The sequence below is a fragment of the Metabacillus mangrovi genome (assembly GCF_009711125.1).
Lineage (GTDB): Bacteria > Bacillota > Bacilli > Bacillales > Bacillaceae > Metabacillus_B > Metabacillus_B mangrovi.
The window spans coordinates 142,604-163,846 of sequence record NZ_WMIB01000006.1; the positions used below are offsets into that span (position 1 = coordinate 142,604).

Consider the following 21,243-nt stretch of genomic DNA (forward strand, 5'->3'; position numbering starts at 1 on the left):
TAGGTCCCTCTTATTCGTTTATCACACTTTTGGGAGAACCGTCAGCGAAGCCATAATCGTAAAAGAGCGTTTCATGCAGATGAATAATTTTGTCCTTCACCAGTGCAGAAAGCCTTTCCGTATCATACGCACACACAGACAGCAAATTCAGATCCAGAACTTTTTCTCCTGAATTACGTTCGTGATCAATGATCTGGCGCTCAATCTCGCTGTGATGGCCCCATTCAATATGGGCCCACGTCCGGCAGGACTCATTTTCTTCTATGAGAGGATTAATGTATTTCATAAAGTAATCATTAATCATATCCGTATGAAAACTGCCCTGTGAAAAGAAGAAATCAAAGTTATTCACATAGTGCACCTTTGTGAGCTGAGCTGGGGACATAATACGCTGCAGTTCAATATACAATAAACCATTCATCTTCTCATTATCTATGAAAATTACGCGGTCTCCCTGCTCTACCCCGGATAGCACATAAGCCGCTGCATTCTCAATATACATCTTAACATTCTCGGTAAGGTAAAGAAGATGCCCGCCGCGCAGCAAATCAAATTCATTTTTAATCTTTAAAACTTGTTCCTTCATATGTGAATGCTCCTTTATACGCTTTGGCGTACTGCACCTATCTTAACACAGTCTGCATGGAAAAGCTGTGCAACGGCATCATTACCTTTTCCTTCCTATATAAAGAAGGTGCGGTGAAATTCCAAGAAGATACGGATCGGCTGCTTGATCGATCAGCATTTGGATCACCTGTTCTTCTTCTCCTCTTCCCCTCCAGTAACTCCAGCTGTCCCCGGTCAAAATTGCACCAGGATTCGAACCGATCAGCTGAAGGCTCTCAAATCCCTGTGACTCCATAAAAGGGGTAATCTCTTCAATGTTAAAATAATACGCGTTCGTAAAGCGGCCGTCATTTGCATGATGAAAACAGCCCGTTTCAGAAAATTGTTCGATGCTGTTCACTTTATCAAGAGGCTGCCAATTTTCAGGATGCTGCAGCGCTGTTAACATATGACGCGCCCTGGGCATAAATGCCGCAAAAACCACTCCTCCCTTTTTTGTTACCCGTCTAAGCTCTCTGACCGCCTGGATCCGGTCCTGTTCCTCCTGCAAATGGTACAGCGGGCCAAGCATAAGCGAAACGTCAAACTGGTTATCCTTAAGCATCGAAAGATTCCGCGCATCCGCAGCCAGGAAGTCATCAAATTGGCTCGTTAACCCAAACTCCTGAGCTTTCTCCTTCGCAAGATCTGCAAACTTAGGCGTAAGATCAGCCAACGTCACCCGAAATCCAGCCCTCGCCAGCTCCATCGAATACTTTCCCGGACCTGCGCCATTGTCTAAAACGGTGCCATTCTCAGGAAGATAGTTTTGTATGTAATGCCAGTTTATTAAAAATTCCACAGGCTCCCGTTCAAGCCTTCCCCATTCATCGAACTGATTGTAATAGCTGATAACCTTGCTCAACTTTCGTGCCCTCCTCAAAATCATTTTCTCTCTCATTCCACTTGCACTTGCGTATTTCCTTTTTTCCTTATAAAAGAGTTTTAAAAAAGACCCAATGTAAAGTTGAGGTCTTTTTAAGATTGAGCGGGGTCGACCAGTAATCTATACTGTAGGTTCCGCCTATTACATGCTTTTCTGCAGCGATACCATAAGCCACTTCCTGCATATATAACTTCTCTATCTCAATGCATTTTTCTGCTTTCTTGAGTCCCTTTTGAACGAGCTAAGTTTTAACGGAAAGAATACTTTTATGTAAAACATAAAATATTAATTTTATAGGCAATTAACAGATGGTAAAATTATCTAAGTGGCTTTAAAATGGTTAGGAGAATGATCGTATGTCAAAGATGTTTCTTTTTCTGAGTTTTATTTTTAATTCAATTGTTGGATACGTTTTTTGCTACTATTTTTTATGGACACTCTTTTTTATTTGGAACACTAAATGTCTTTTATCAGGTGGATGTCAGGCATTATCTAGTGTTGAAGCTCCTTTCGACGTTGCATTTTCAGGGATAATTTTGCTTATGTTCACTTTGATATTATTTCCGGTCGTTTATTTTTTAAATAGACTGTTGTTTAAAAAGACCAACATCAGAAAAAAGCTTTACTTCTCTCAAAACTTGTTCTTCTTTATAAGCTTATTCTTAATCCATCTTTTTGTAATCCGAGGAGTAACTTTACAAGACCTCTACACCTCATTTGATTAATAGGATTTTAAATTGGTTTTAAATGCAGGAAGAAAACGACTTCACAATGGACAAAGAATACGTACTCTCCTGGTCATGAAAAAAGACCCCAACATGAACGTTGAGGTCTTGATTCTAAAGGATTTGTGATACCGGTGGCCGGGGTCGAACCGGCACTCCAGAGGAACACGATTTTGAGTCTGAATGTTCCATTTGTTTATTTTAAATAGTCATAAATTACAGTGATATTATGTAATTCTACAGGTAATTGATTTAATCTCATATCAAATCAGTTCACACGATTAAATTATTAACATCATTATATATAAATTTTAGAATTGTTTCAATGGTTTATTTTTGTTATTTATTGATTATTTAAATAAGATTCTCTAGCTACCTGTAACGGGGGTATGTTTAATAAACTATTATAATAGGAAGCAATAGTTTAAATATCAGTTTTATTATTCATTTTGGTTAAAGACAACATAGTTTTCTTACATAGTTAAGGTATGGCTTTTATGCCATGCCTTTTCTTTTTGGCTATTCAATACAATTTATTTGAACTACAACTAAGTGAGGTGGAAAAGCAATGTACACAGTAAACACTCGATTACCCTACAATATGGAATACGATCACAGATATATCAAGTTTATTCGACACGCGAGGAACTTAACGTTAGAGGCTTTCAGTCACTATATAAAAGTTGACCCTGCAACTATTTGCAGATTAGAAAAGGGTCAGCTAGACTTCACGCCCTACTATGAGGCAAAGCTAAAGGACGCTATTGACCGATTGCGAATCAGTAATGTGGAACTAGTCTCCATAAGAACAATTATTGAACAGAAGGAGAAGCGGGGCTACTACAAGTGATGGGAACTATAGTGCTACTGTTAATTATCAAGGGAATTATGGTGTTAAAAGAAAAGGAAGTAATGTCGTAGGATACGATGACAATAGGGGGATTTGAAGAGATGGAACAATCAGAGGTAAAGGACTTATTCACAGAAACTAAAACGGTCATTGTGGCTTATAAAGCACAGGTGGAAGAACTGGATAAGCAAGAACAAGAATTGAAAGCTGATCTTGAAGAATTACAGCTAGAAATGACGGGTAATATTTTGGAACAGGAAATCGCCCCAATTTCAGAATGCATATACTTGAAGATTAAGAATAAGGAGATCGTTTCTAAGGCTGAAATCATTGGAACTCTCTTAGAAGAACTGTCAGAAGATCGTACAGCCCTAAAACTGTCATTCGTTCCACTGTTACAGCAAACATTAAGGGAAGATAGAAAAGTCATAAATGAATATGAAGCTACAAAGGTCGCTGAGAAATACCGTTATCTAATGCTAAAGGAGATAGCTGAAACGGGTAAGCAGTGTCAAAGTCAATTCTCTGCTGTCGCACCAGACATATATGAAGTTTTTGAAGATCAGGCTGTCAAGGAAGAGTTTCCACGAATCGAATACAGCTTTCATCAAGATCAGTACAGACCGTTCTTTGGCTGGTTTGAACCTTCTGTAGTTTCTAAGAATGACGTAAATTCAGCTACTCGTGGTGTCCTACCCGCACACTTAAAAGCACCTAAGGACGTGGAATAACAACAAACCAAATAAAGGAAGGAACAGAGATCACTGGCTAACGGTGGTCTTTTTCTATTTACCTAAAGGAGATCAAAACAATGACAATGAGAGAAACTGCCATTCAGTGTTCGAGACTAGCTGAAAGCAACTGTTCAAACTTCATCAATGGAAAGTGTCAGGGAGAAAGAAGCTGCCCTGTTTTCACTTCTACAGTTAATAAGGGCTTACGCTGTCCTTACTTTGAGGAATCCGTTTTACCTGCTGACAGTGAGTTACAGGAGGCTTATTCAGTTCAGGTACTTAGACAAGGGGCTAAATATTCATCCAAGAAGTGTAAAGGCTGTGGCAAGATATTCAAAACTGATAACTATAGAGTTAAGTATTGTGGGGATGTATGTAAGAGTATATCCAGAAAGAACAGCAATAGAATCAGTCAACGTAAGTACGCAGAGAATGAGAAATCAGCTATCAAACAAGGCTGGTAAATCAACGATTCTAAGCGTCCATAAACAGTTCAGGTAGGTTAGTATTCAAATTGCTAAAACACCGTTCTAATATCTCATCTATCACTAGAAAAGGGGCATTCATAAAATGGCAAACAAGAGGCAAAGGAAGAAGAATGAGAAGAAGGCACAAATATCAAAGCTGTCACAAAGTATGCTTACACCGATTAGACGCCCTTCACCGGCTTTGTATCATGGTAAATATACTGAGGCTAACAAAGGGTATCAAGCCCAACTGGATCAGGTATATCAGGGCACTGTACAGCCTGTAGAACGGTTCATTAACCTTAACGCCAATATCCTGCACTACTGTAGTGAATGTGATTCAGAGTTCTATGCCGCTGGTAAGTACCTCTTGAACCCCCACAAGGAACATGTATGTTATACCATTAACGGTGCGGGTTCAAATAAGCATAAGGTGGTCAAGAAAAGTATTAAGCCCGATGAGTTCATAGGACGGTTTAACTTTATGGTTTGGAACGACTATAGCTGGAGAAAGATTGCCCAAGAGTTAGGGATCAATCCAAAGATCGTGAAAAGTTACTTTGAAGAAGAGGGGTTACTCTAATAGTGACCCTTTTTTAACGTCTACAGCGAAGTTAAGTGGATCAGCACCTTACTGACTAAAGGTAATTGGCTTGTAGACGCCTGTAGCAACACTAGTTACCCCGAATACTTTCCAAGAACCTGCCGAAAATTCTTTAACGGTAATTACATATTAGAAAAGTGAATTTCCCTTAACCACCCCCTCGTACTGGAAGTAACTTCCATCAAAAGGTTTCAAATTTGGTGCGTATATTTTGCATACAGCAGACCCCCGGGGCACAGACCCCCCGCCCCCCGTGGTGTACCCCTTTATCATGGTTAAGCGTTAAAGTATCAATGTGGTGATACGTCACAAGGGTACTAAGTCAGTGCGTTATTCTGTTCTTTTGATTGTTTCTTTTTGATTGTTACTTTTGATTGGCTTCGAACGCTGATTCCTTCTGGGCTTCGTTGCTTCCATCATATGTGTTCATTATTGACGGGACGTGATCTGTCCATCATGCCTTCTCATTGTCCTTCTGTGCTGTGACGTGCGGCGTTTACTGTCATAACTATCACTCAGCGTACTGAGGGGCAGTGCTGGACTATGAGGGGCTTCTGCCTTGCCTTACTGTGTTGTAGTGCTGAGGCGGGACTAATGTGGAACTAATGTTATACGCCATGCCTAATTGCCCTATAGGGTAGGCACTATACAGTCCTTGGGGTTGTTGTCTTTTAAACGGTCGTATTATGTGCTTTTTAGAATCACCTAAAAAAAGTGCTATTCAGGGCTGTACATAGTATATAAACTTGTCTATAATTCAAAGTATATTAAATAATCAAATTAACCGTTTTATAGACAAGGAGACTACAAATAATGAAGCTGGGCTATGCAAGGGTATCAACTTTAGATCAATCTTTAGAACTTCAAAAAGACGCACTGTTAAAAGAGGGCGTGGAACTGGAATACATATACGAGGAAAAGGTTTCAGGTACTAAAACAGACCGTCCTAAGCTGGCTGAATTGCTTTCCTATGCTAGAAAAGGGGATCAGATTGTTGTCTATAAACTTGATCGGCTATCTCGTTCTACAAAGCACCTTATAGAACTGTCTGAGGAATTAGAAACAAAGGGAATAGAGTTGATTAGTATTCAAGATAAAATTGATACAACAACCGCTATGGGTAACGCTATATTTCGTATGTTAGCTGTTCTTAGTGAGATGGAACGTGACATTATTTCAGAACGTACTAAAGCTGGTTTGGAATCTGCAAGGGCACGAGGGCGTAAAGGTGGGCGTCCTAAGATGAGTAAAGAACAACTTGACCATGCTATTGATCTTTATGAAACTAAGAAATACAGCATTAAAGACATTACAGAGAAGACAAGTGTTTCTAAAGCTAAACTCTATAAGGAGTTGAAAGAACGTCAGGCGATACTTTAAGGTGATCGCCTTTTTTGTGCTAAATAAGTTTCTCTGAACGGATGAGTATAAAAGGCATGGAAGCGACTTCTGCCCAACTTTGAACACCCTATAATGCCATCAAATACAGTATTCTCAAGGCTTAACCATTTCAACTTATGTGTGCGTTAGTCACAAGACGGTGATACTAATAACATATTGAAACCTTTATTTAATAGGTTTGTTAATCATAAAATGACTAAATTAAAAAGAATCCATTTGCAGGATTCCCTTTTATGTATACCAAGTACCTCTTTCCATCTTCTCTAACTCTTCCTCATACTCTTCTCGCATAGCTTCTTCTATCATATCTTCCATATGCATTTCAGCCCACATTTCTGCGTGCTGTTCTTGATATTCTTCATAGGTAAGTTCAAAACGAGAATCCTGTATGTAATCTTCTAGATCATCTATTTGTGTTTCAAGGAATTTTACTGCTTCTTCATAACAGACTTGTAGCTTCGATACTAAGAGTATTGTTTCCTCGTCAGTTAAATCCACTTGATAATGCATGATATTGTTCCTTATTTTGTTGACATACAAAATAGTATCATTAAATTCCTTAGGTATGTCAATATCACATAGATATTCTATTCTCTTTATGGCTTCCAGTAAGCCCACTGTCCTTAATTTTTGATCCATATCAAAAACTGTTTTACTGCTATCATTTCGCTTTTTTAAGGCTTCTTTAGCTTTTAAGTATTGATCAATATTTTCAAAAATTAAAGCATTACTACGTAATCTCAATATGTACTTCAAAAGGAGTTCAACCCCATGATTTAAGAATATTACTGCGTCTTTTAGTCTGTGTTCTCCCCCCTCCATTATATCATTTAACTTTTCTATATTCTCGAAAGCAGATTTTAAAGAATCAGCACCATTTGCTTTTAAGTTAAACCTCATTTTAACACCTCTCCTTTTTAAGTTATTTTTCGACCATAAAAGTCATTTCCCTGCTTATCTGTGAAATTTTTCCTACAAGTTGACAATTTGTATTTAATACGTTTCCTACTAAAGGTTAGTCACAATACGGTGTGATTAACAAATTGCAGAGACCCAGTCATAGCAGCGATGAAGCTTTTTATAAATCCCGTCACCTTGTGCCTTGTGATTAACCCTCTGTGAAAAGCCTTATTTCATGGGCTTCTTGTAACTTAATAATCACAACAAAGTCCCTATTAGAGGGATTAACAAACAAGGATATTAAAGCACCCTGCACAAACTCAGGTTCTTTCGGCAAACTTATTTTTAAATGCGTCCAAAATGTGAACGTATTGAACCTTACAGCCACAAGGGTTTCGACGATTCATCAAAAGCAGATAAATTTATTTTTAAAAACCCCTGTAATTGGGTGCTGTTTGGCAAACTAGTAAGAGAAGAACCTTAAAGATAACTACACATAACATAACAGTAACAAACATAAGTTCAAGAGATTGCGAAAGAAGACCACTTCCGCCGTAAACTGAAACCAGCTAATTAACTTCACAAGAACAGCTATTCTAGTGACAAGATAGATAGCGTTTGTAGATCACTAATGAAACGTAAGCTGAATGAGTGGCGTAAGCAAGTCTTCAGTCAACTTAATTAAGCACTTATTCACATAAAAGTTCTGTTGATAATATTTCTGATTCCCCCTCCCCTAATGGCTTCCTGTAGCTGTTAGGGGGTTTTTCTTTTTATAAAAAAACTGTCAGGAATCAATGTCCCAACAGCTTAATTATGATTTCAAAAATTAAGTCGATAAAATATCAAATAATGTATCTAATTGGTCGTTACTTGTTACCCCGGCAACCCTATCTCTTGTATTATCATCGTTAAAATTTAATCTTTTCAACCTAGTTCCAGTTTTTCTTATTAACTCAATTCTGCCAAAGCTATTCCAATGTTTGTCTGCGAATTTTGCCAGACCTGCTGCTTTTCTCCAATTATCGTCCAAATCGTCTCTATGAGGTTCCAGAATATCTACTATAAATTCTTCTCCTAATTGCCTAATTACTAAAAAGTCAGGATACATCGGTTTAATTTGGCCTGAGTCTTCGTAAGGAATAGAAAATGACCATGTCTTTCTATCAAAGTTCCGTAGCCATCCGACAACTTCTTCTCGAGAAATTTCTGTTTCTATTGTAGGCTTCTCCCATCCGTTTAATTTAGCTGGGAAGTCGCCACTCTCTGTTATATATAGATGCTTATCAAAGGACTCAAATTCAGACTGTTTAATGTCACCAAAGAACAGTATTTGAGTTGGTGCTATAAATGCTTCCTGTTCTGGTAACTTTGATTGTCCTCGTATTGCATTATACTTTTCTAACTCCGATGTAGGTAGACCTTTTATAGCCAGTTTATGAGTGTCGAATAAATGATCTATTCTTACTTTACAAACATTTTCTAATACTTCATATACTTCTTTTTGTTGCAAGGTTAAAAACAACTCTAGTTTTGATACATTGGGATTTTGCTTATCATAATAAGTTGCCCAATAGTCTAAATGCAGCCCTTCTCCAAGTCTTTTACCGCACCTATTAAATAATTCACCAATATTAGGTTCACTAAGTTTTATTCTAAGTGGTTCACCAGGTAATTCTCTCCATATTCCTTGTTCTACGGTAATGGGGTTAATTACTATTTCATCAGCTTCACTTACTTTTACAGCAAATTCTTTGTCAGTTGCTTTTAATTTTTCTTTCTCATTAAATAGTGTATTGATTATCAATTTCTTAGACTCGTCTAATGCTTCTATATCTATTTGATGAAACGATGTTAATAAACGAGATAATTTTATTAACCGTCTAACATTTGAAGTTTTTCTATTTTTTTCAATTGTATAATTTGGTAATTCTTCAAGAACCTTAAATACATGTTCTAATTCATTACGACGATGCAAGATAACTTGATAATTTCCATTTTCCACATTTGTTGGAGGTACAAAATCAGGATCATTTTTTAGATATTCTATTACCTTCCTTAATCCATCAGTATCATAATAAGGTAAATATAACGATACGGAATTAAGAAGTTCATGGGCTTCAATCCTTCTGGCTAACGGTGTTCTTACCATTCTACCAATCAATTGTGCTATCAATGTATGATCTTGTGCTTTTCGGAAGGACATCATTACTTCTGCACGAGGGCAGTCCCAACCAGTTGTTAGACTCATTTTAAAAAGTATAAATTTTATATTTTTTTGTTCTTGAATTTTTGAAGGTTCAATCTTTCTTATTCTTTTATTTGAAACAATTACATCTACATCCTCTTCAAAACAGTGTGCAATTTCTTCTTCTTGAATAGTGCCGTACTCACTTTCAATTGTACTTATAACCAATTCTAAATTTGTTTTAGTTATACTTGAATCACTCCTATCCTCAACCTGAATTACCATTGCTGGATGAATTTCATTAAATCCCTGTGTTGAAGTATACTTGTTCCATTCATTACGCATCATAACCAATTGCCTTGTTGCAGCAGACAATAATGTCCAATCAGAATACTGATCATTCTCTGGATGAAATAATACTATTTTGTCTTTCAAAAGACCAGAAGTTCGTACATATTCAGGATCAATCTCAACAACCCTAGGAATACGACGATTTGGCCTCTGCTGCGTTCCATGTAATAATCTTAAAAATCTATCAGGTGTAGCTGAAACACCAATTACCATACCAATTGGCTTTACCCCTAATTCTTGATCTCCGAGGATCAATTTTTGAACTATAGTTCTTGAGAAATTCTCATCATGAGAGGTTCGATTCATTCCTCTATGTGCCTCGTCAATAATAAGATAAAGTTTATCTTTAAAGAATTCTGAAGAGTTTTGAATCGTTTCCCAAATTGTATAATTTCTATGGTCTCCTTTAGTGGTTAACAATTTATCTCTACCCAACTTTTGGGCATTTATAAAATATAATTTTCCACCGTCAAAAGTTTCTTGATCAAAATCAGGACCAATCATTACAATATCATTCTCACGTAACCTATCTGAACAATCCATTATTTTCATCCGAGATTGTTCATTCAACTCTGGTTGATCAGAGAACCAAAGAAAAACTGCATCTCTTTCTGCAGGAATTTCGTCCGTTCCTTCCAAAATAGATTCCAATAGAGAGGCTGTAATAACTGTTTTTCCAGATCCCGTTGGGGAGGAAAGTACCACTGCCTGCAAACCCTCCTCCCTTACTTCACGTTTGGCATTTGATAATTCTTTTAATAATTCTTCAACAGAATCTTCCTGAAAGCTTTTTAGGGCAATTTTCATTTATCATTATTCCTTCCATTGTCTTTTTAATTCAAAATTCTTTAAGTAGTTTTTGTAAAGCATTACTACATTAGGAACATTAAGTTCAGCTTTCATATCAAAGTAAGAGTCTTCTGAATTAGTCACTATAAATATGTGAGTAATCTCTTCCCTTTCAACAACTTTTTTTTGAAATTCATTAAAATATTGTTCCTTAAGCAATATAGCGTAGGTACTATCTTCAGGTATTAAATATCTTAAAGAATCATCAACAATAGGAATATTTCCCTTTGATCCAGCTATCATCCATAGCACTGGTAGGATAGATTTAAATTGTATTCCTAGTGCAACTTCATCAGGTTCTAAAAAATCCAGTTTGAAATAATCTAGGTTCGCAGAAAAGCCATCAGAATAAGCACGCTTTTCTTCCTCTTTAACAATAAGATTGCCCATTTTCCTAATGATCTCTTCTTTATATTTATTAAATTGACTCAGCCTAGGTGTCATTATATATATATCTGTAATATGCAAACTTTCTTGCAAACTCTCTATATATGTTTCTATCTCAGTATCATCAAACAAAATACTGGCTGAATATTCTTCATTTAAGAAGAATGGCATATCCCCTCTAACTTTTGATTGTGGAATCCCTTCTATCAAGGAAACTAGCTGCTTCTTCATTGAGGTGTTTAGGGTTTTCCCGTCTACAAAACTAATTTGTTTAATGTTCCTTAATTTTTCCTTATCTATTAGTCGACCAGTAAGGTATTCTCCTTCTATAATTGAATTATCTTCCCGTTTTCCACTAATAGTGTATTTTAGCCTTGGAAAAGTAACTGATCTACACACTCCATGTTTCTCCCAGTTTTCTTGCCCAGGGTAATACCCTTGTTCTTCTAATTTTTCAGCTACATCACCAGAAACTTCATTATTAGTGACTAAAATGCATTGATGATTCTTATTGTAGGCTTGATTAAGCATCATTACAGAATGAAGGGTAGTTCCACTACCCGCAAAGAAATCAAGAATTAAAGCATTCTCACGATTACTAACAACCGCATTGATACAATTAGCAACTGCATATACGGATTTTGGGAAATCAAAATTAGAAGAACCCCCCATAATTTTTGAAAGTAACTCAGTTCCGTACGTACTCGCATCAAGAGTTGACTTACTCCAAACAGTTTTATGCTTCTTTGACTGCTTTTCTCTTAGAGTGTAATAAATTTGCACTCCGTAAGATTGTTCTCTAGCTTGTAGCTTACCTTCATTAACGGCATCTCTTGTTCTTTCAAATCCATAATGCCAGTTTTTCTCGACACCTTCTTCATCCAGCGGCCAGACTGTTATAATATTTTCATCATCACTGTCTCTCATGGGTTGACCTAAGGGGATCGGATCACCTACACCAACAATTTCTAAAGTGTGTTTATTTACATAAATCGGGAAGAACTTTCTCCACCGTTGAGTTCTAAGAGAACCACTTCCTGTTCGTCTTAAATTCCTAGTTTCTCCACCGATAATTTCTTCGAGTATTTCTTCTTGAATAACTTCTTTTCCTTTAGGTACTAGGAATATTGCAAATTCATTTGTTTTTGCAAAGTTCTTCCCTCTTCTTCCTCTTTTGTTATGTTCTATTGTTACGATATAATCGTCGTATTCAGAGAAAATCTCCTCAAGAAGAATTCCAATATGATATAGTTCATAGTCATCAATTGTTAGAATCAGTACACCATCACTCTTTAATAGGTGCTTAGCAAGCACTAATCGTTTTTGCATCATAGATAGCCATTTGCTATGCCTATAAGTATCATTGACGTCTATATAATGGTTATTGTACTTCCAATCTTTTGCACCCGTATTATAGGGAGGATCTATGTATATACAATCCACTTTATTTGGGTACATATATTCTAATAATTGAAGTGCATGATAATTGTCTGCTTCAATTAGTACATGATTTAATGAACTTCCATAAACATTTCTAACTTCATCAACTTTCACTAAAGCAGGATAAATAGGATCTCCGAACTGTTTTATAATAACTATGCTTTCTATAGAAGCTACTTCAATACTACCATCTGAATCTTTAACTATTACGGCAGTATTGTCTGAAATTTCTTTAACTCTGTAAGTTTCACTTAAGTTATCATTTTTTTTTGCTACAGTTGATCTAATCGTAATTGGTGCACTGAAAATTGGAACAACTTCCGGTATATGTTGTTCAAATACTACTCCAAACCGTTTCCTTCTTTTTAGATTCTTAACCTCATTTTTAATTATATTTCTAAGTTCTGGTATTGGTATTTGATCAATCTTATCTTCTAAGAGTGCCATATTTTTCTCTCCGATTTCATTTGGAAATAATTACGTTATTTCTATTATCGGCTATTTAAAGTTATTTTTTTGTAATTTCATGTCGAAAAAGGTTTTTTTTTGAATTTTTTATGTTTATATACTTTTTTTAATTAGGTCAATATATCCGTAAGTTTCTCTTGTAAATTTGACCAACCGCCTTCAATTTCCTTGCTGACTAAAGAACATAATAAAAAGCCCATCAATTCATTGGGCTAAAATAAGTAATAATCTATTTTTATTAAAAAGTTACGGATTATGGATCATATTGATCTTATTATGGTATTCTATAAACGCCTTTTTTAATAATCCATTTTGTTCACTAATCATCTCAAATTCATGTTTTAACTCTTCAAATAAATCTTTTACATCCAAGTTATATCTTGTGAATTCAATAGCAAATTTCACTGTCTCTGTTCTATTGGGCTTCTTAAAAGACCTCCGAGATAATTCGTTGTTTAGTTCTATTAAAATATTTAATTCCTGTTCATCCAATCCTATAGTTACATTTTGTTTCCTTTTCAATTTCCTTACCTCCTTTAATTAGTATGAACTTAAACTGCTTAACTCGGCTTAGGCCTCGTGTTCGGGTAACAACCCACCCTCACCCTGCATTCAATAGAATATTTACAATCCCGAAAACCAAACTACATGGATAGGGGTAGCCGCTTTTTGGCTATCCCTTGAAATGTAGTTGGGAGATCTCTTTAATTTATATTTATTTCTTTTTAAGAAAAAAACCCATAATCCCTTTATTATCAAGGCTTTCAAGCATTCTTTGCTAAGTTTAAGTTAGCAAGGGATTCAATCATTTAAATATAATTCAAGCAAATTCCTCATTCTTATAGAGGGGATATAAATGTCAATTGGCTGACCTTTTCTTATCCTGCTTCTGAATATCCATTGCAGTAAATCAGATAATGCAAATATATCCTCATCCACACTTACATCATGTGATATAAAAAATTGTTTTGTAACAGGATTCATGTAACGATTAGCTAAATAGATACACACAGATTTATCTGCGTAATTATTAGTTGCCCTTGCAGTGACTTCCACAAATTGATCCCTTAATCCTGTAGGTTGAATCTTCTGTTTAAAATCTTTAAAAGTCGTCCACATGACATATTCAGTAGATACTCCTATCTTATGTCTGTAAAAATTATATGCATTATCTTTGATCATCTTCCTATACTCTTTAACCCCCATTTTTCTTCTTAGATCTGAGTTACTAAATGAATTGCGTTTCGATCCTATCTTGTTCAAATCTCTCTTGTCAGAAACTTTAGAGTAATGAATTCGGATCAGATTTTTTAAATGATCTCTATTTTCTTCCCCCAATGGAATGTAATTCACTAGATCATATCTGCCATTAGAATAGGCCACAGAATGATAACTATACTGCAAGTCAAACATATCAAAATAGTATCTTTGAAGTTGTCCTTGAAACAAATATGTCATTACAAAAACTTCCTCAAAACCCTTAAAAGCTGCCACTGGAAATAACCAATACAATGCAGTATTGTTATACATGATTAAATTCCCAGCATTAGCAAGATTACGTATTTTCTTAAAATTACCTTCTTCATACTCATCATCATTCCATTTAACGAATCCTTTTGAATCAACGGATATGATTGGATCACCGTTGCTATTTCTAGCCGATAACAAAACTTTAAGATCGTCCTGTGGTATTTTTTGATCCTCTAATATATCTATCACTTCATCAATTATTAAGGTATATCCTTGAATCTCTATCAACTCAATTAACTCTTTGTTTATCCTTTTGAAAAGTGCATGGGTTGACACTATGTCTTTACCTTCACCAATTAGTTTTTGCAAAGACTCTAACTTTGTCTCTCCTTTTAAAGCTTCAGGTTGGGCAAATTCACGTTCAATAGAGTCTATTACTCTTGCAATTTCACTCATAAACGGAGTAATATATATGAACCTTTTGGATATCGGTGCCTCATTCATATACTGGATAGCCCAGCTTGTCTTACCACTTCCCATAATAGAATCAATTATGTTTATCTTCGTTTGTTTCGATTTCTCGCACAACATTTTCTATCTTCCTCTCTCATTTCATTTTGCAAGATTTCTTTTACAAAGGATTACTTGCAGATATGGAATGAGATAGGACATGCAGACTTTTTTTTCTTGATTTTTATTTTGCCCTTCAACTGAATTAACTAGATTGTTTTAGGAAACGTTGGACATAAGAATGGCTACCTTAACAGCAATATAATTGCTGAAAAAGCAGCCGTTCCAATCACTGAATTGAACTGAGTTGTATGAGGTATCCATGTGTCACCTAATTTGAACGTATGAATTCCTTCATCAATAGACTTTCCATACAAAGCTTGTCCTGTATGCTGGTGTTTGTCCATTGCTACCCGTACCGTATACGCCAAGCAGCCTGCCGAACCGATTATGTGCGTTCTCCACATAGACTTTCCACAACAGAAATTAGGAACTGTTATGAGTGGAAACGCTAAATTTTGTGCGTTGGCTTCGCTAACCGGTCAAGGTTTGATTTACTTGCTGTTACTAGGCATTCCAGCAAGTGAACAGACCAGCAGCTAAAAAGGCATAATTTAATAGACCTTGCATCCTCTTATTTTTTTCGATAAGATGAATTAAAGCTGGTGCTGTTCAGTATTCAGTTTTATTTGTTTGAATTACTTGGTCACCTACTGCGAATAGGTGGCTTTTTCTATGTTTTAAAGGCTTCTTCTTGCTTCTGCTATCTTGGAATTCAAACCCTGTTTCCAAGCCAATAGGGCATTTATATAGCCTTCAGAAAAGGTTCCTGCAATTCTATGCTTTTTTTGTGTTACTTCAGCAACCTTACCGGTATACCAACTGATTGCTTCTATGGTTGTTACTTTATTTATGTTGGGGAAATCAAGATCCATGTTAAAACATCCTTTTCTTAGTATGTTGATCCAGTACCTTTAGTGGTGAGAATTTCTTATGGCTTTCCCTTACGTCTGTTCCAAAAAGATTTACGTATGTTTTTACGATTTCCATACTGGTATGGCCAAGAATAGCTTGAAGTTCAAAGATGTTTGCCCCTTGCTGCACACTCAACTTTGCAAAGGTATGCCTGAATGTATGGCAACTGCAGCGAACACCCTCTATCTGAGACATTCGCCCATATTTAATTATTCTCTGTTGAATGCCTCTCCTCGTAAGCCTTGTGCCATCTACAGTTACAAATAATGCCTCACTTTCAACATAACCACGAATAGCAATGTATTTTTTTAATTGCTTCTTCATTTCGTTCTGAATTGGAACTAACCTTTCACGGTAGCTTTTTGCATTTCTAATACAAACTAAATGATCTTCCCAACGAATATCGTTTAAAGAAAGTCCTGCAAGTTCATTTACTCTTATCCCCGTCTCTAGCATTAGTAACATAATTGTATAATCCCTAACTCCAGTAAAGGTAGTCAGATCAGGCTGGCGGAATAGCTTGTTCAACTGTTCCTTATTGAATGTGGGAATAATCCTTTTCCTATCTTTTAGAAGCTTTGTATTTTGCATTGGATTCTGTGATATGTGTTTGTGCTTGTACAAAAAATTAAAAAGTGAACGTAAAGCCCGTAATCGGGTATTTATTGAAACCACTCTGTTACCTTTGTAGTTTTTCATAAAAAGTATCACATTTTCTTTAATATGTTCTTCTGTTACATTGAAGGGCTTTAAATTAGATATGTCTATACCCTGACTTGAAAGTAAGTTTAAAAATGCTTTAAACTCATTCAAATAATACTGAATTGTGAATGGCCTAAGGTTTCTTAATTCACAGTCCTTTACGAACAATTCAATTGCCTCTTCGAAAGTACTTACATACGATTTAGTGTCCTTTGTCATAATAGCTAGTTCACTTTGATCTAAAGTGTTCTTCCGTCTAGCCAAATCAACTTCACCCCTTACATAATGAACACGATTGTTACGCACGATTAGATGTATTAAAGTCGTGGAAAAAAACAACTAAAAAAGAACACAAAAAAACGCCTCTACAATTCCTGTAGAGACGTTAAAAACGTTGATATTACTTAATTCACTTGTAATTAACGTTTTTTAAATAAACAACAAAATGATACCGGTGGCCGGGGTCGAACCGGCACTCCAGAGGAACACGATTTTGAGTCGTGCGCGTCTGCCAATTCCGCCACACCGGCATGTTTGGAGGCGGCACCCGGATTCGAACCGGGGGTAAAGGAGTTGCAGTCCTCTGCCTTTCCTCTTGGCTATGCCGCCAAACATCTGGAGCGGAAGACGGGATTCGAACCCGCGACCCCCACCTTGGCAAGGTGGTGTTCTACCACTGAACTACTTCCGCCTATTTTGCCTGTAAGTCATTCTATGCAAGGAAAAGGAAATGTTTCCTGTAAAGTAAAAATGGCTGGGCTAGCTGGATTCGAACCAACGCATGACGGAGTCAAAGTCCGTTGCCTTACCGCTTGGCTATAGCCCATCTATGTAGATTTCTATTATGTATGGATCCATTATACTGCAGCTGATTTTATAAAACAAAAATGGGGCGACTGATGGGAATCGAACCCACGAATGTCGGAACCACAATCCGATGCGTTAACCACTTCGCCACAACCGCCACTTTATGAATTTATATTGGCAGGGGCAGTAGGAATCGAACCCACACCGGAGGTTTTGGAGACCTCTGTTCTACCGTTAAACTATGCCCCTGTAAGATGGTGGAGGGGGGCAGATTCGAACTGCCGAACCCTAAGGAGCGGATTTACAGTCCGCCGCGTTTAGCCACTTCGCTACCCCTCCATATTAAGTGAAGACAGTGCCGGCAAGAGGACTTGAACCCCCAACCTACTGATTACAAGTCAGTTGCTCTACCAATTGAGCTACACCGGCAAATAATGTTTGTGATAGTAAGCCGTTCCTGCTCGATAAGGTCGCCCAGATCTCAGGATGTTTAGTCAAGCAGCAGTTCGATCTGTGCGCTGAAGTAATTTCAGGAAGCTTATTCGATCGTGCTCTACCAATTGAGCTGCACCGGCATATCTAATTTAAAAATAATAAATGGTGGCTTGGGACGGAATCGAACCGCCGACACATGGATTTTCAGTCCATTGCTCTACCGACTGAGCTACCAAGCCATTATGTTTCGGCTTCCACTAAGCTTCGAATCTCTTCCTCAGCTCCCTCATTCACATCCTCGCGTATGCATATACGCTCCGGTGCTCATTCAGTCGCTTCCTCGACCTTCTTGCTTATTGAAACCCTCTTACATTTTACTGAGTACATTGATAAAAATCAATGGCGGTCCGGACGGGACTCGAACCCGCGACCTCCTGCGTGACAGGCAGGCATTCTAACCAACTGAACTACCGGACCATTTTGGTTGCGGGGACAGGATTTGAACCTGCGACCTTCGGGTTATGAGCCCGACGAGCTACCAGACTGCTCCACCCCGCGACAATAAAAGTGATTAAATTTTTATGGTGGAGGATGACGGGATCGAACCGCCGACCCTCTGCTTGTAAGGCAGATGCTCTCCCAGCTGAGCTAATCCTCCATTGGTTTCGGCTTGTGATGAGCGGCGCATTGCGTTGTCGCTTTCATTCACTCACATCCTCATGCACTTATGTGCACTCCGGTGTTCGCTCACTCGGCTCCTAGCACTGCTTGCTCCTCCCAACCCTCTTACGTTTACTTTATTGGGTGAAAGTTTCGGCTTGCGATGAGCGGCGCATTGCGTTGTCACCTTCAGTCGTTCGCATCCTCACGCACACATGTGCGCTCCGGTGCTCTCTCCTTCGGTTCCCAGCACTGTTTGCTCCTCCCAACCCTCTTGGGTTTACTTTGTTGGGTGTTGGTTTTGGCTTGCGATAGCGGCGCTCTAAATGCTGCTTCGCTTACCTGTTCATGTGTCGAGTTGAGATGGTGACCCGTACGGGATTCGAACCCGTGTTACCGCCGTGAAAGGGCGGTGTCTTAACCGCTTGACCAACGGGCCAGTTAAAATTATGGCGGAGAGCGGGGGATTCGAACCCCCGATACGCTTATGACGTATACACGATTTCCAATCGTGCTCCTTCGGCCACTCGGACAGCTCTCCATAATATGGCTCCGCAGGCAGGACTCGAACCTGCGACCGATCGGTTAACAGCCGATAGCTCTACCACTGAGCTACTGCGGAATGCTTGCCTGGCGGCGTCCTACTCTCACAGGGGGAAACCCCCAACTACCATCGGCGCTGAAGAGCTTAACTTCCGTGTTCGGTATGGGAACGGGTGTGGCCTCTTCGCCATAGCTGCCAGACAAATTAAAAGTGACAAGACTTATTATATAATGTGGAGAGAAAAAATCAAGACCTTTTTTGATCTTTTTTTGTTCTTTCAAAACTGGATAACGAATGTTCACGAGTGTCATGCCTTACGTTGTCATTAGGTTAAGTCCTCGACCGATTAGTATTCGTCAGCTGCACGTGTCGCCACGCTTCCACCTCGAACCTATCAACCTGATCATCTTTCAGGGGTCTTACTTCAAAGAATGGGAAATCTCATCTTGAGGGGGGCTTCATGCTTAGATGCTTTCAGCACTTATCCCGTCCGCACATAGCTACCCAGCGATGCCTTTGGCAAGACAACTGGTACACCAGCGGTGCGTCCATCCCGGTCCTCTCGTACTAAGGACAGCTCCTCTCAAATTTCCTGCGCCCGCGACGGATAGGGACCGAACTGTCTCACGACGTTCTGAACCCAGCTCGCGTACCGCTTTAATGGGCGAACAGCCCAACCCTTGGGACCGACTACAGCCCCAGGATGCGATGAGCCGACATCGAGGTGCCAAACCTCCCCGTCGATGTGGACTCTTGGGGGAGATAAGCCTGTTATCCCCGGGGTAGCTTTTATCCGTTGAGCGATGGCCCTTCCATGCGGAACCACCGGATCACTAAGCCCGACTTTCGTCCCTGCTCGACTTGTAGGTCTCGCAGTCAAGCTCCCTTGTGCCTTTACACTCTGCGAATGATTTCCAACCATTCTGAGGGAACCTTTGGGCGCCTCCGTTACATTTTAGGAGGCGACCGCCCCAGTCAAACTGCCCGCCTGACACTGTCTCCCGGCCCGATCAGGGCCGCGGGTTAGAAGTTCAACACAGCCAGGGTAGTATCCCACCGATGCCTCCACCGAAGCTGGCGCTCCGGTTTCCAAGGCTCCTACCTATCCTGTACAAGCTGTGCCAAAATTCAATATCAGGCTGCAGTAAAGCTCCACGGGGTCTTTCCGTCCTGTCGCGGGTAACCTGCATCTTCACAGGTACTATAATTTCACCGAGTCTCTCGTTGAGACAGTGCCCAGATCGTTACGCCTTTCGTGCGGGTCGGAACTTACCCGACAAGGAATTTCGCTACCTTAGGACCGTTATAGTTACGGCCGCCGTTTACTGGGGCTTCAATTCAAAGCTTCGCTTGCGCTAACCTCTCCTCTTAACCTTCCAGCACCGGGCAGGCGTCAGCCCCTATACTTCGCCTTGCGGCTTCGCAGAGACCTGTGTTTTTGCTAAACAGTCGCCTGGGCCTATTCACTGCGGCTCTCTCGGGCTTGCACCCTACCAGAGCACCCCTTCTCCCGAAGTTACGGGGTCATTTTGCCGAGTTCCTTAACGAGAGTTCTCTCGATCACCTTAGGATTCTCTCCTCGCCTACCTGTGTCGGTTTGCGGTACGGGCACCATTTTCCTCGCTAGAAGCTTTTCTAGGCAGTGTGGAATCAGGAACTTCGGTACTTAATTTCCCTCGCCATCACAGCTCAGCCTTATGACAAGCGGATTTGCCTGCTTGCCAGCCTACCTGCTTGGACGCGCATATCCAACAGCGCGCTTACCCTATCCTCCTGCGTCCCTCCATTGCTCAAACGGAAAAGAGGTGGTACAGGAATCTCAACCTGTTGTCCATCGCCTACGCCTTTCGGCCTCGGCTTAGGTCCCGACTAACCCTGAGCGGACGAGCCTTCCTCAGGAAACCTTAGGCATACGGTGGAGGGGATTCTCACCCCTCTTTCGCTACTCATACCGGCATTCTCACTTCTAAGCGCTCCACCAGTCCTTCCGGTCTGGCTTCTCAGCCCTTAGAACGCTCTCCTACCACTGTCCGAAGGACAGTCCACAGCTTCGGTGATCCGTTTAGCCCCGGTACATTTTCGGCGCAGGGTCACTCGACCAGTGAGCTATTACGCACTCTTTAAATGGTGGCTGCTTCTAAGCCAACATCCTGGTTGTCTAAGCAACCCCACATCCTTTTCCACTTAACGGATACTTGGGGACCTTAGCTGGTGGTCTGGGCTGTTTCCCTTTCGACTACGGATCTTATCACTCGCAGTCTGACTCCCATGGATAAGTCTTTGG

At 39.2% G+C, this 21,243-nt stretch carries 13 protein-coding genes, 15 tRNA genes and 2 rRNA genes; 4 read left to right on the forward strand and 26 right to left on the reverse strand.

Features of this window, described 5'->3' with window-relative positions; all coding sequences use genetic code 11:
- Nucleotides 1–10: 10 nt before the first annotated feature.
- Nucleotides 11–586, reverse strand: coding sequence for an MEDS domain-containing protein (locus GKZ89_RS08835; protein WP_155112042.1), 576 nt, complete (start codon nucleotides 584–586; stop codon nucleotides 11–13).
- 81 nt (nucleotides 587–667) lie between these two features.
- Nucleotides 668–1,471 carry a class I SAM-dependent methyltransferase gene (locus GKZ89_RS08840; protein ID WP_155112043.1) on the reverse strand — a complete coding sequence of 268 codons (804 nt, stop codon included), beginning with the start codon at nucleotides 1,469–1,471 and terminating at the stop codon, nucleotides 668–670.
- A gap of 1,697 nt (nucleotides 1,472–3,168) precedes the next feature.
- On the opposite strand from GKZ89_RS08840, the gene GKZ89_RS08845 reads away from it, so the two are divergent.
- The 4 genes from GKZ89_RS08845 to GKZ89_RS08860 all read left to right on the forward strand — a co-directional run bounded on the left by GKZ89_RS08845 (nucleotide 3,169) and on the right by GKZ89_RS08860 (nucleotide 6,252).
- Nucleotides 3,169–3,798, forward strand: a complete 630-nt coding sequence (locus GKZ89_RS08845; RefSeq protein WP_155112044.1) for a hypothetical protein — start codon at nucleotides 3,169–3,171, stop codon at nucleotides 3,796–3,798.
- 80 nt (nucleotides 3,799–3,878) lie between these two features.
- Nucleotides 3,879–4,265 carry a cysteine-rich VLP protein gene (locus tag GKZ89_RS08850; protein ID WP_155112045.1) on the forward strand — a complete coding sequence of 129 codons (387 nt, stop codon included), beginning with the start codon at nucleotides 3,879–3,881 and terminating at the stop codon, nucleotides 4,263–4,265.
- Between the two features lie 106 nt (nucleotides 4,266–4,371).
- A complete protein-coding gene (locus GKZ89_RS08855) occupies nucleotides 4,372–4,851 on the forward strand; it encodes a hypothetical protein (RefSeq protein WP_155112046.1) in 480 nt (159 codons plus the stop codon).
- Nucleotides 4,852–5,685: 834 nt separating this feature from the next.
- Entirely contained in the window at nucleotides 5,686–6,252 is a 567-nt protein-coding gene (locus tag GKZ89_RS08860; protein ID WP_155112047.1) for a recombinase family protein, read from the forward strand.
- Between the two features lie 252 nt (nucleotides 6,253–6,504).
- Here GKZ89_RS08860 and GKZ89_RS08865 read toward each other — a convergent pair whose 3' ends face one another.
- The 24 genes from GKZ89_RS08865 to GKZ89_RS08980 form a co-directional block, all read right to left on the reverse strand.
- On the reverse strand, nucleotides 6,505–7,173 hold the full coding sequence (locus GKZ89_RS08865) for a hypothetical protein (RefSeq protein ID WP_155112048.1): 669 nt from the start codon (nucleotides 7,171–7,173) through the stop codon (nucleotides 6,505–6,507).
- Nucleotides 7,174–8,002: 829 nt separating this feature from the next.
- Nucleotides 8,003–10,519 (reverse strand): DEAD/DEAH box helicase, encoded by a 2,517-nt coding sequence (locus GKZ89_RS08870; protein ID WP_155112049.1) that lies wholly within the window; start codon nucleotides 10,517–10,519, stop codon nucleotides 8,003–8,005.
- 6 nt (nucleotides 10,520–10,525) lie between these two features.
- A complete protein-coding gene (locus tag GKZ89_RS08875; protein ID WP_155112050.1) occupies nucleotides 10,526–12,835 on the reverse strand; it encodes a site-specific DNA-methyltransferase in 2,310 nt (769 codons plus the stop codon).
- A gap of 267 nt (nucleotides 12,836–13,102) precedes the next feature.
- A complete protein-coding gene (locus GKZ89_RS08880) occupies nucleotides 13,103–13,378 on the reverse strand; it encodes a hypothetical protein (protein ID WP_155112051.1) in 276 nt (91 codons plus the stop codon).
- A gap of 279 nt (nucleotides 13,379–13,657) precedes the next feature.
- Entirely contained in the window at nucleotides 13,658–14,917 is a 1,260-nt protein-coding gene (locus GKZ89_RS08885; protein WP_155112052.1) for a DEAD/DEAH box helicase family protein, read from the reverse strand.
- A gap of 659 nt (nucleotides 14,918–15,576) precedes the next feature.
- A complete protein-coding gene (locus GKZ89_RS08890) occupies nucleotides 15,577–15,771 on the reverse strand; it encodes a hypothetical protein (RefSeq protein ID WP_155112053.1) in 195 nt (64 codons plus the stop codon).
- Between the two features lies 1 nt (nucleotide 15,772).
- Entirely contained in the window at nucleotides 15,773–16,777 is a 1,005-nt protein-coding gene (locus tag GKZ89_RS08895) for a tyrosine-type recombinase/integrase (protein WP_155112054.1), read from the reverse strand.
- A 185-nt stretch (nucleotides 16,778–16,962) separates the two neighbouring features.
- Nucleotides 16,963–17,043: transfer RNA gene (locus GKZ89_RS08900), tRNA-Leu, on the reverse strand.
- Between the two features lie 5 nt (nucleotides 17,044–17,048).
- Nucleotides 17,049–17,122, reverse strand: a tRNA-Cys gene (locus tag GKZ89_RS08905).
- 7 nt (nucleotides 17,123–17,129) lie between these two features.
- Nucleotides 17,130–17,204, reverse strand: a tRNA-Gly gene (locus tag GKZ89_RS08910).
- Nucleotides 17,205–17,264: 60 nt separating this feature from the next.
- A tRNA-Gln gene (locus tag GKZ89_RS08915) sits at nucleotides 17,265–17,339 on the reverse strand.
- A 62-nt stretch (nucleotides 17,340–17,401) separates the two neighbouring features.
- Nucleotides 17,402–17,477: transfer RNA gene (locus tag GKZ89_RS08920), tRNA-His, on the reverse strand.
- Nucleotides 17,478–17,495: 18 nt separating this feature from the next.
- Nucleotides 17,496–17,569: transfer RNA gene (locus GKZ89_RS08925), tRNA-Trp, on the reverse strand.
- A 6-nt stretch (nucleotides 17,570–17,575) separates the two neighbouring features.
- A tRNA-Tyr gene (locus GKZ89_RS08930) sits at nucleotides 17,576–17,659 on the reverse strand.
- A 17-nt stretch (nucleotides 17,660–17,676) separates the two neighbouring features.
- A tRNA-Thr gene (locus tag GKZ89_RS08935) sits at nucleotides 17,677–17,749 on the reverse strand.
- Nucleotides 17,750–17,918: 169 nt separating this feature from the next.
- Nucleotides 17,919–17,994, reverse strand: a tRNA-Phe gene (locus tag GKZ89_RS08940).
- A 161-nt stretch (nucleotides 17,995–18,155) separates the two neighbouring features.
- Nucleotides 18,156–18,232, reverse strand: a tRNA-Asp gene (locus GKZ89_RS08945).
- A 4-nt stretch (nucleotides 18,233–18,236) separates the two neighbouring features.
- A tRNA-Met gene (locus tag GKZ89_RS08950) sits at nucleotides 18,237–18,313 on the reverse strand.
- Between the two features lie 24 nt (nucleotides 18,314–18,337).
- A tRNA-Val gene (locus GKZ89_RS08955) sits at nucleotides 18,338–18,413 on the reverse strand.
- 366 nt (nucleotides 18,414–18,779) lie between these two features.
- Nucleotides 18,780–18,854 (reverse strand) — tRNA-Glu (locus tag GKZ89_RS08960).
- An 11-nt stretch (nucleotides 18,855–18,865) separates the two neighbouring features.
- Nucleotides 18,866–18,956 (reverse strand) — tRNA-Ser (locus GKZ89_RS08965).
- Between the two features lie 6 nt (nucleotides 18,957–18,962).
- Nucleotides 18,963–19,037 (reverse strand) — tRNA-Asn (locus GKZ89_RS08970).
- 6 nt (nucleotides 19,038–19,043) lie between these two features.
- Nucleotides 19,044–19,159: ribosomal RNA gene (gene rrf / locus GKZ89_RS08975) — 5S ribosomal RNA — on the reverse strand.
- Nucleotides 19,160–19,285: 126 nt separating this feature from the next.
- Nucleotides 19,286–21,243, reverse strand: a 23S ribosomal RNA gene (locus GKZ89_RS08980); the annotation flags it as partial.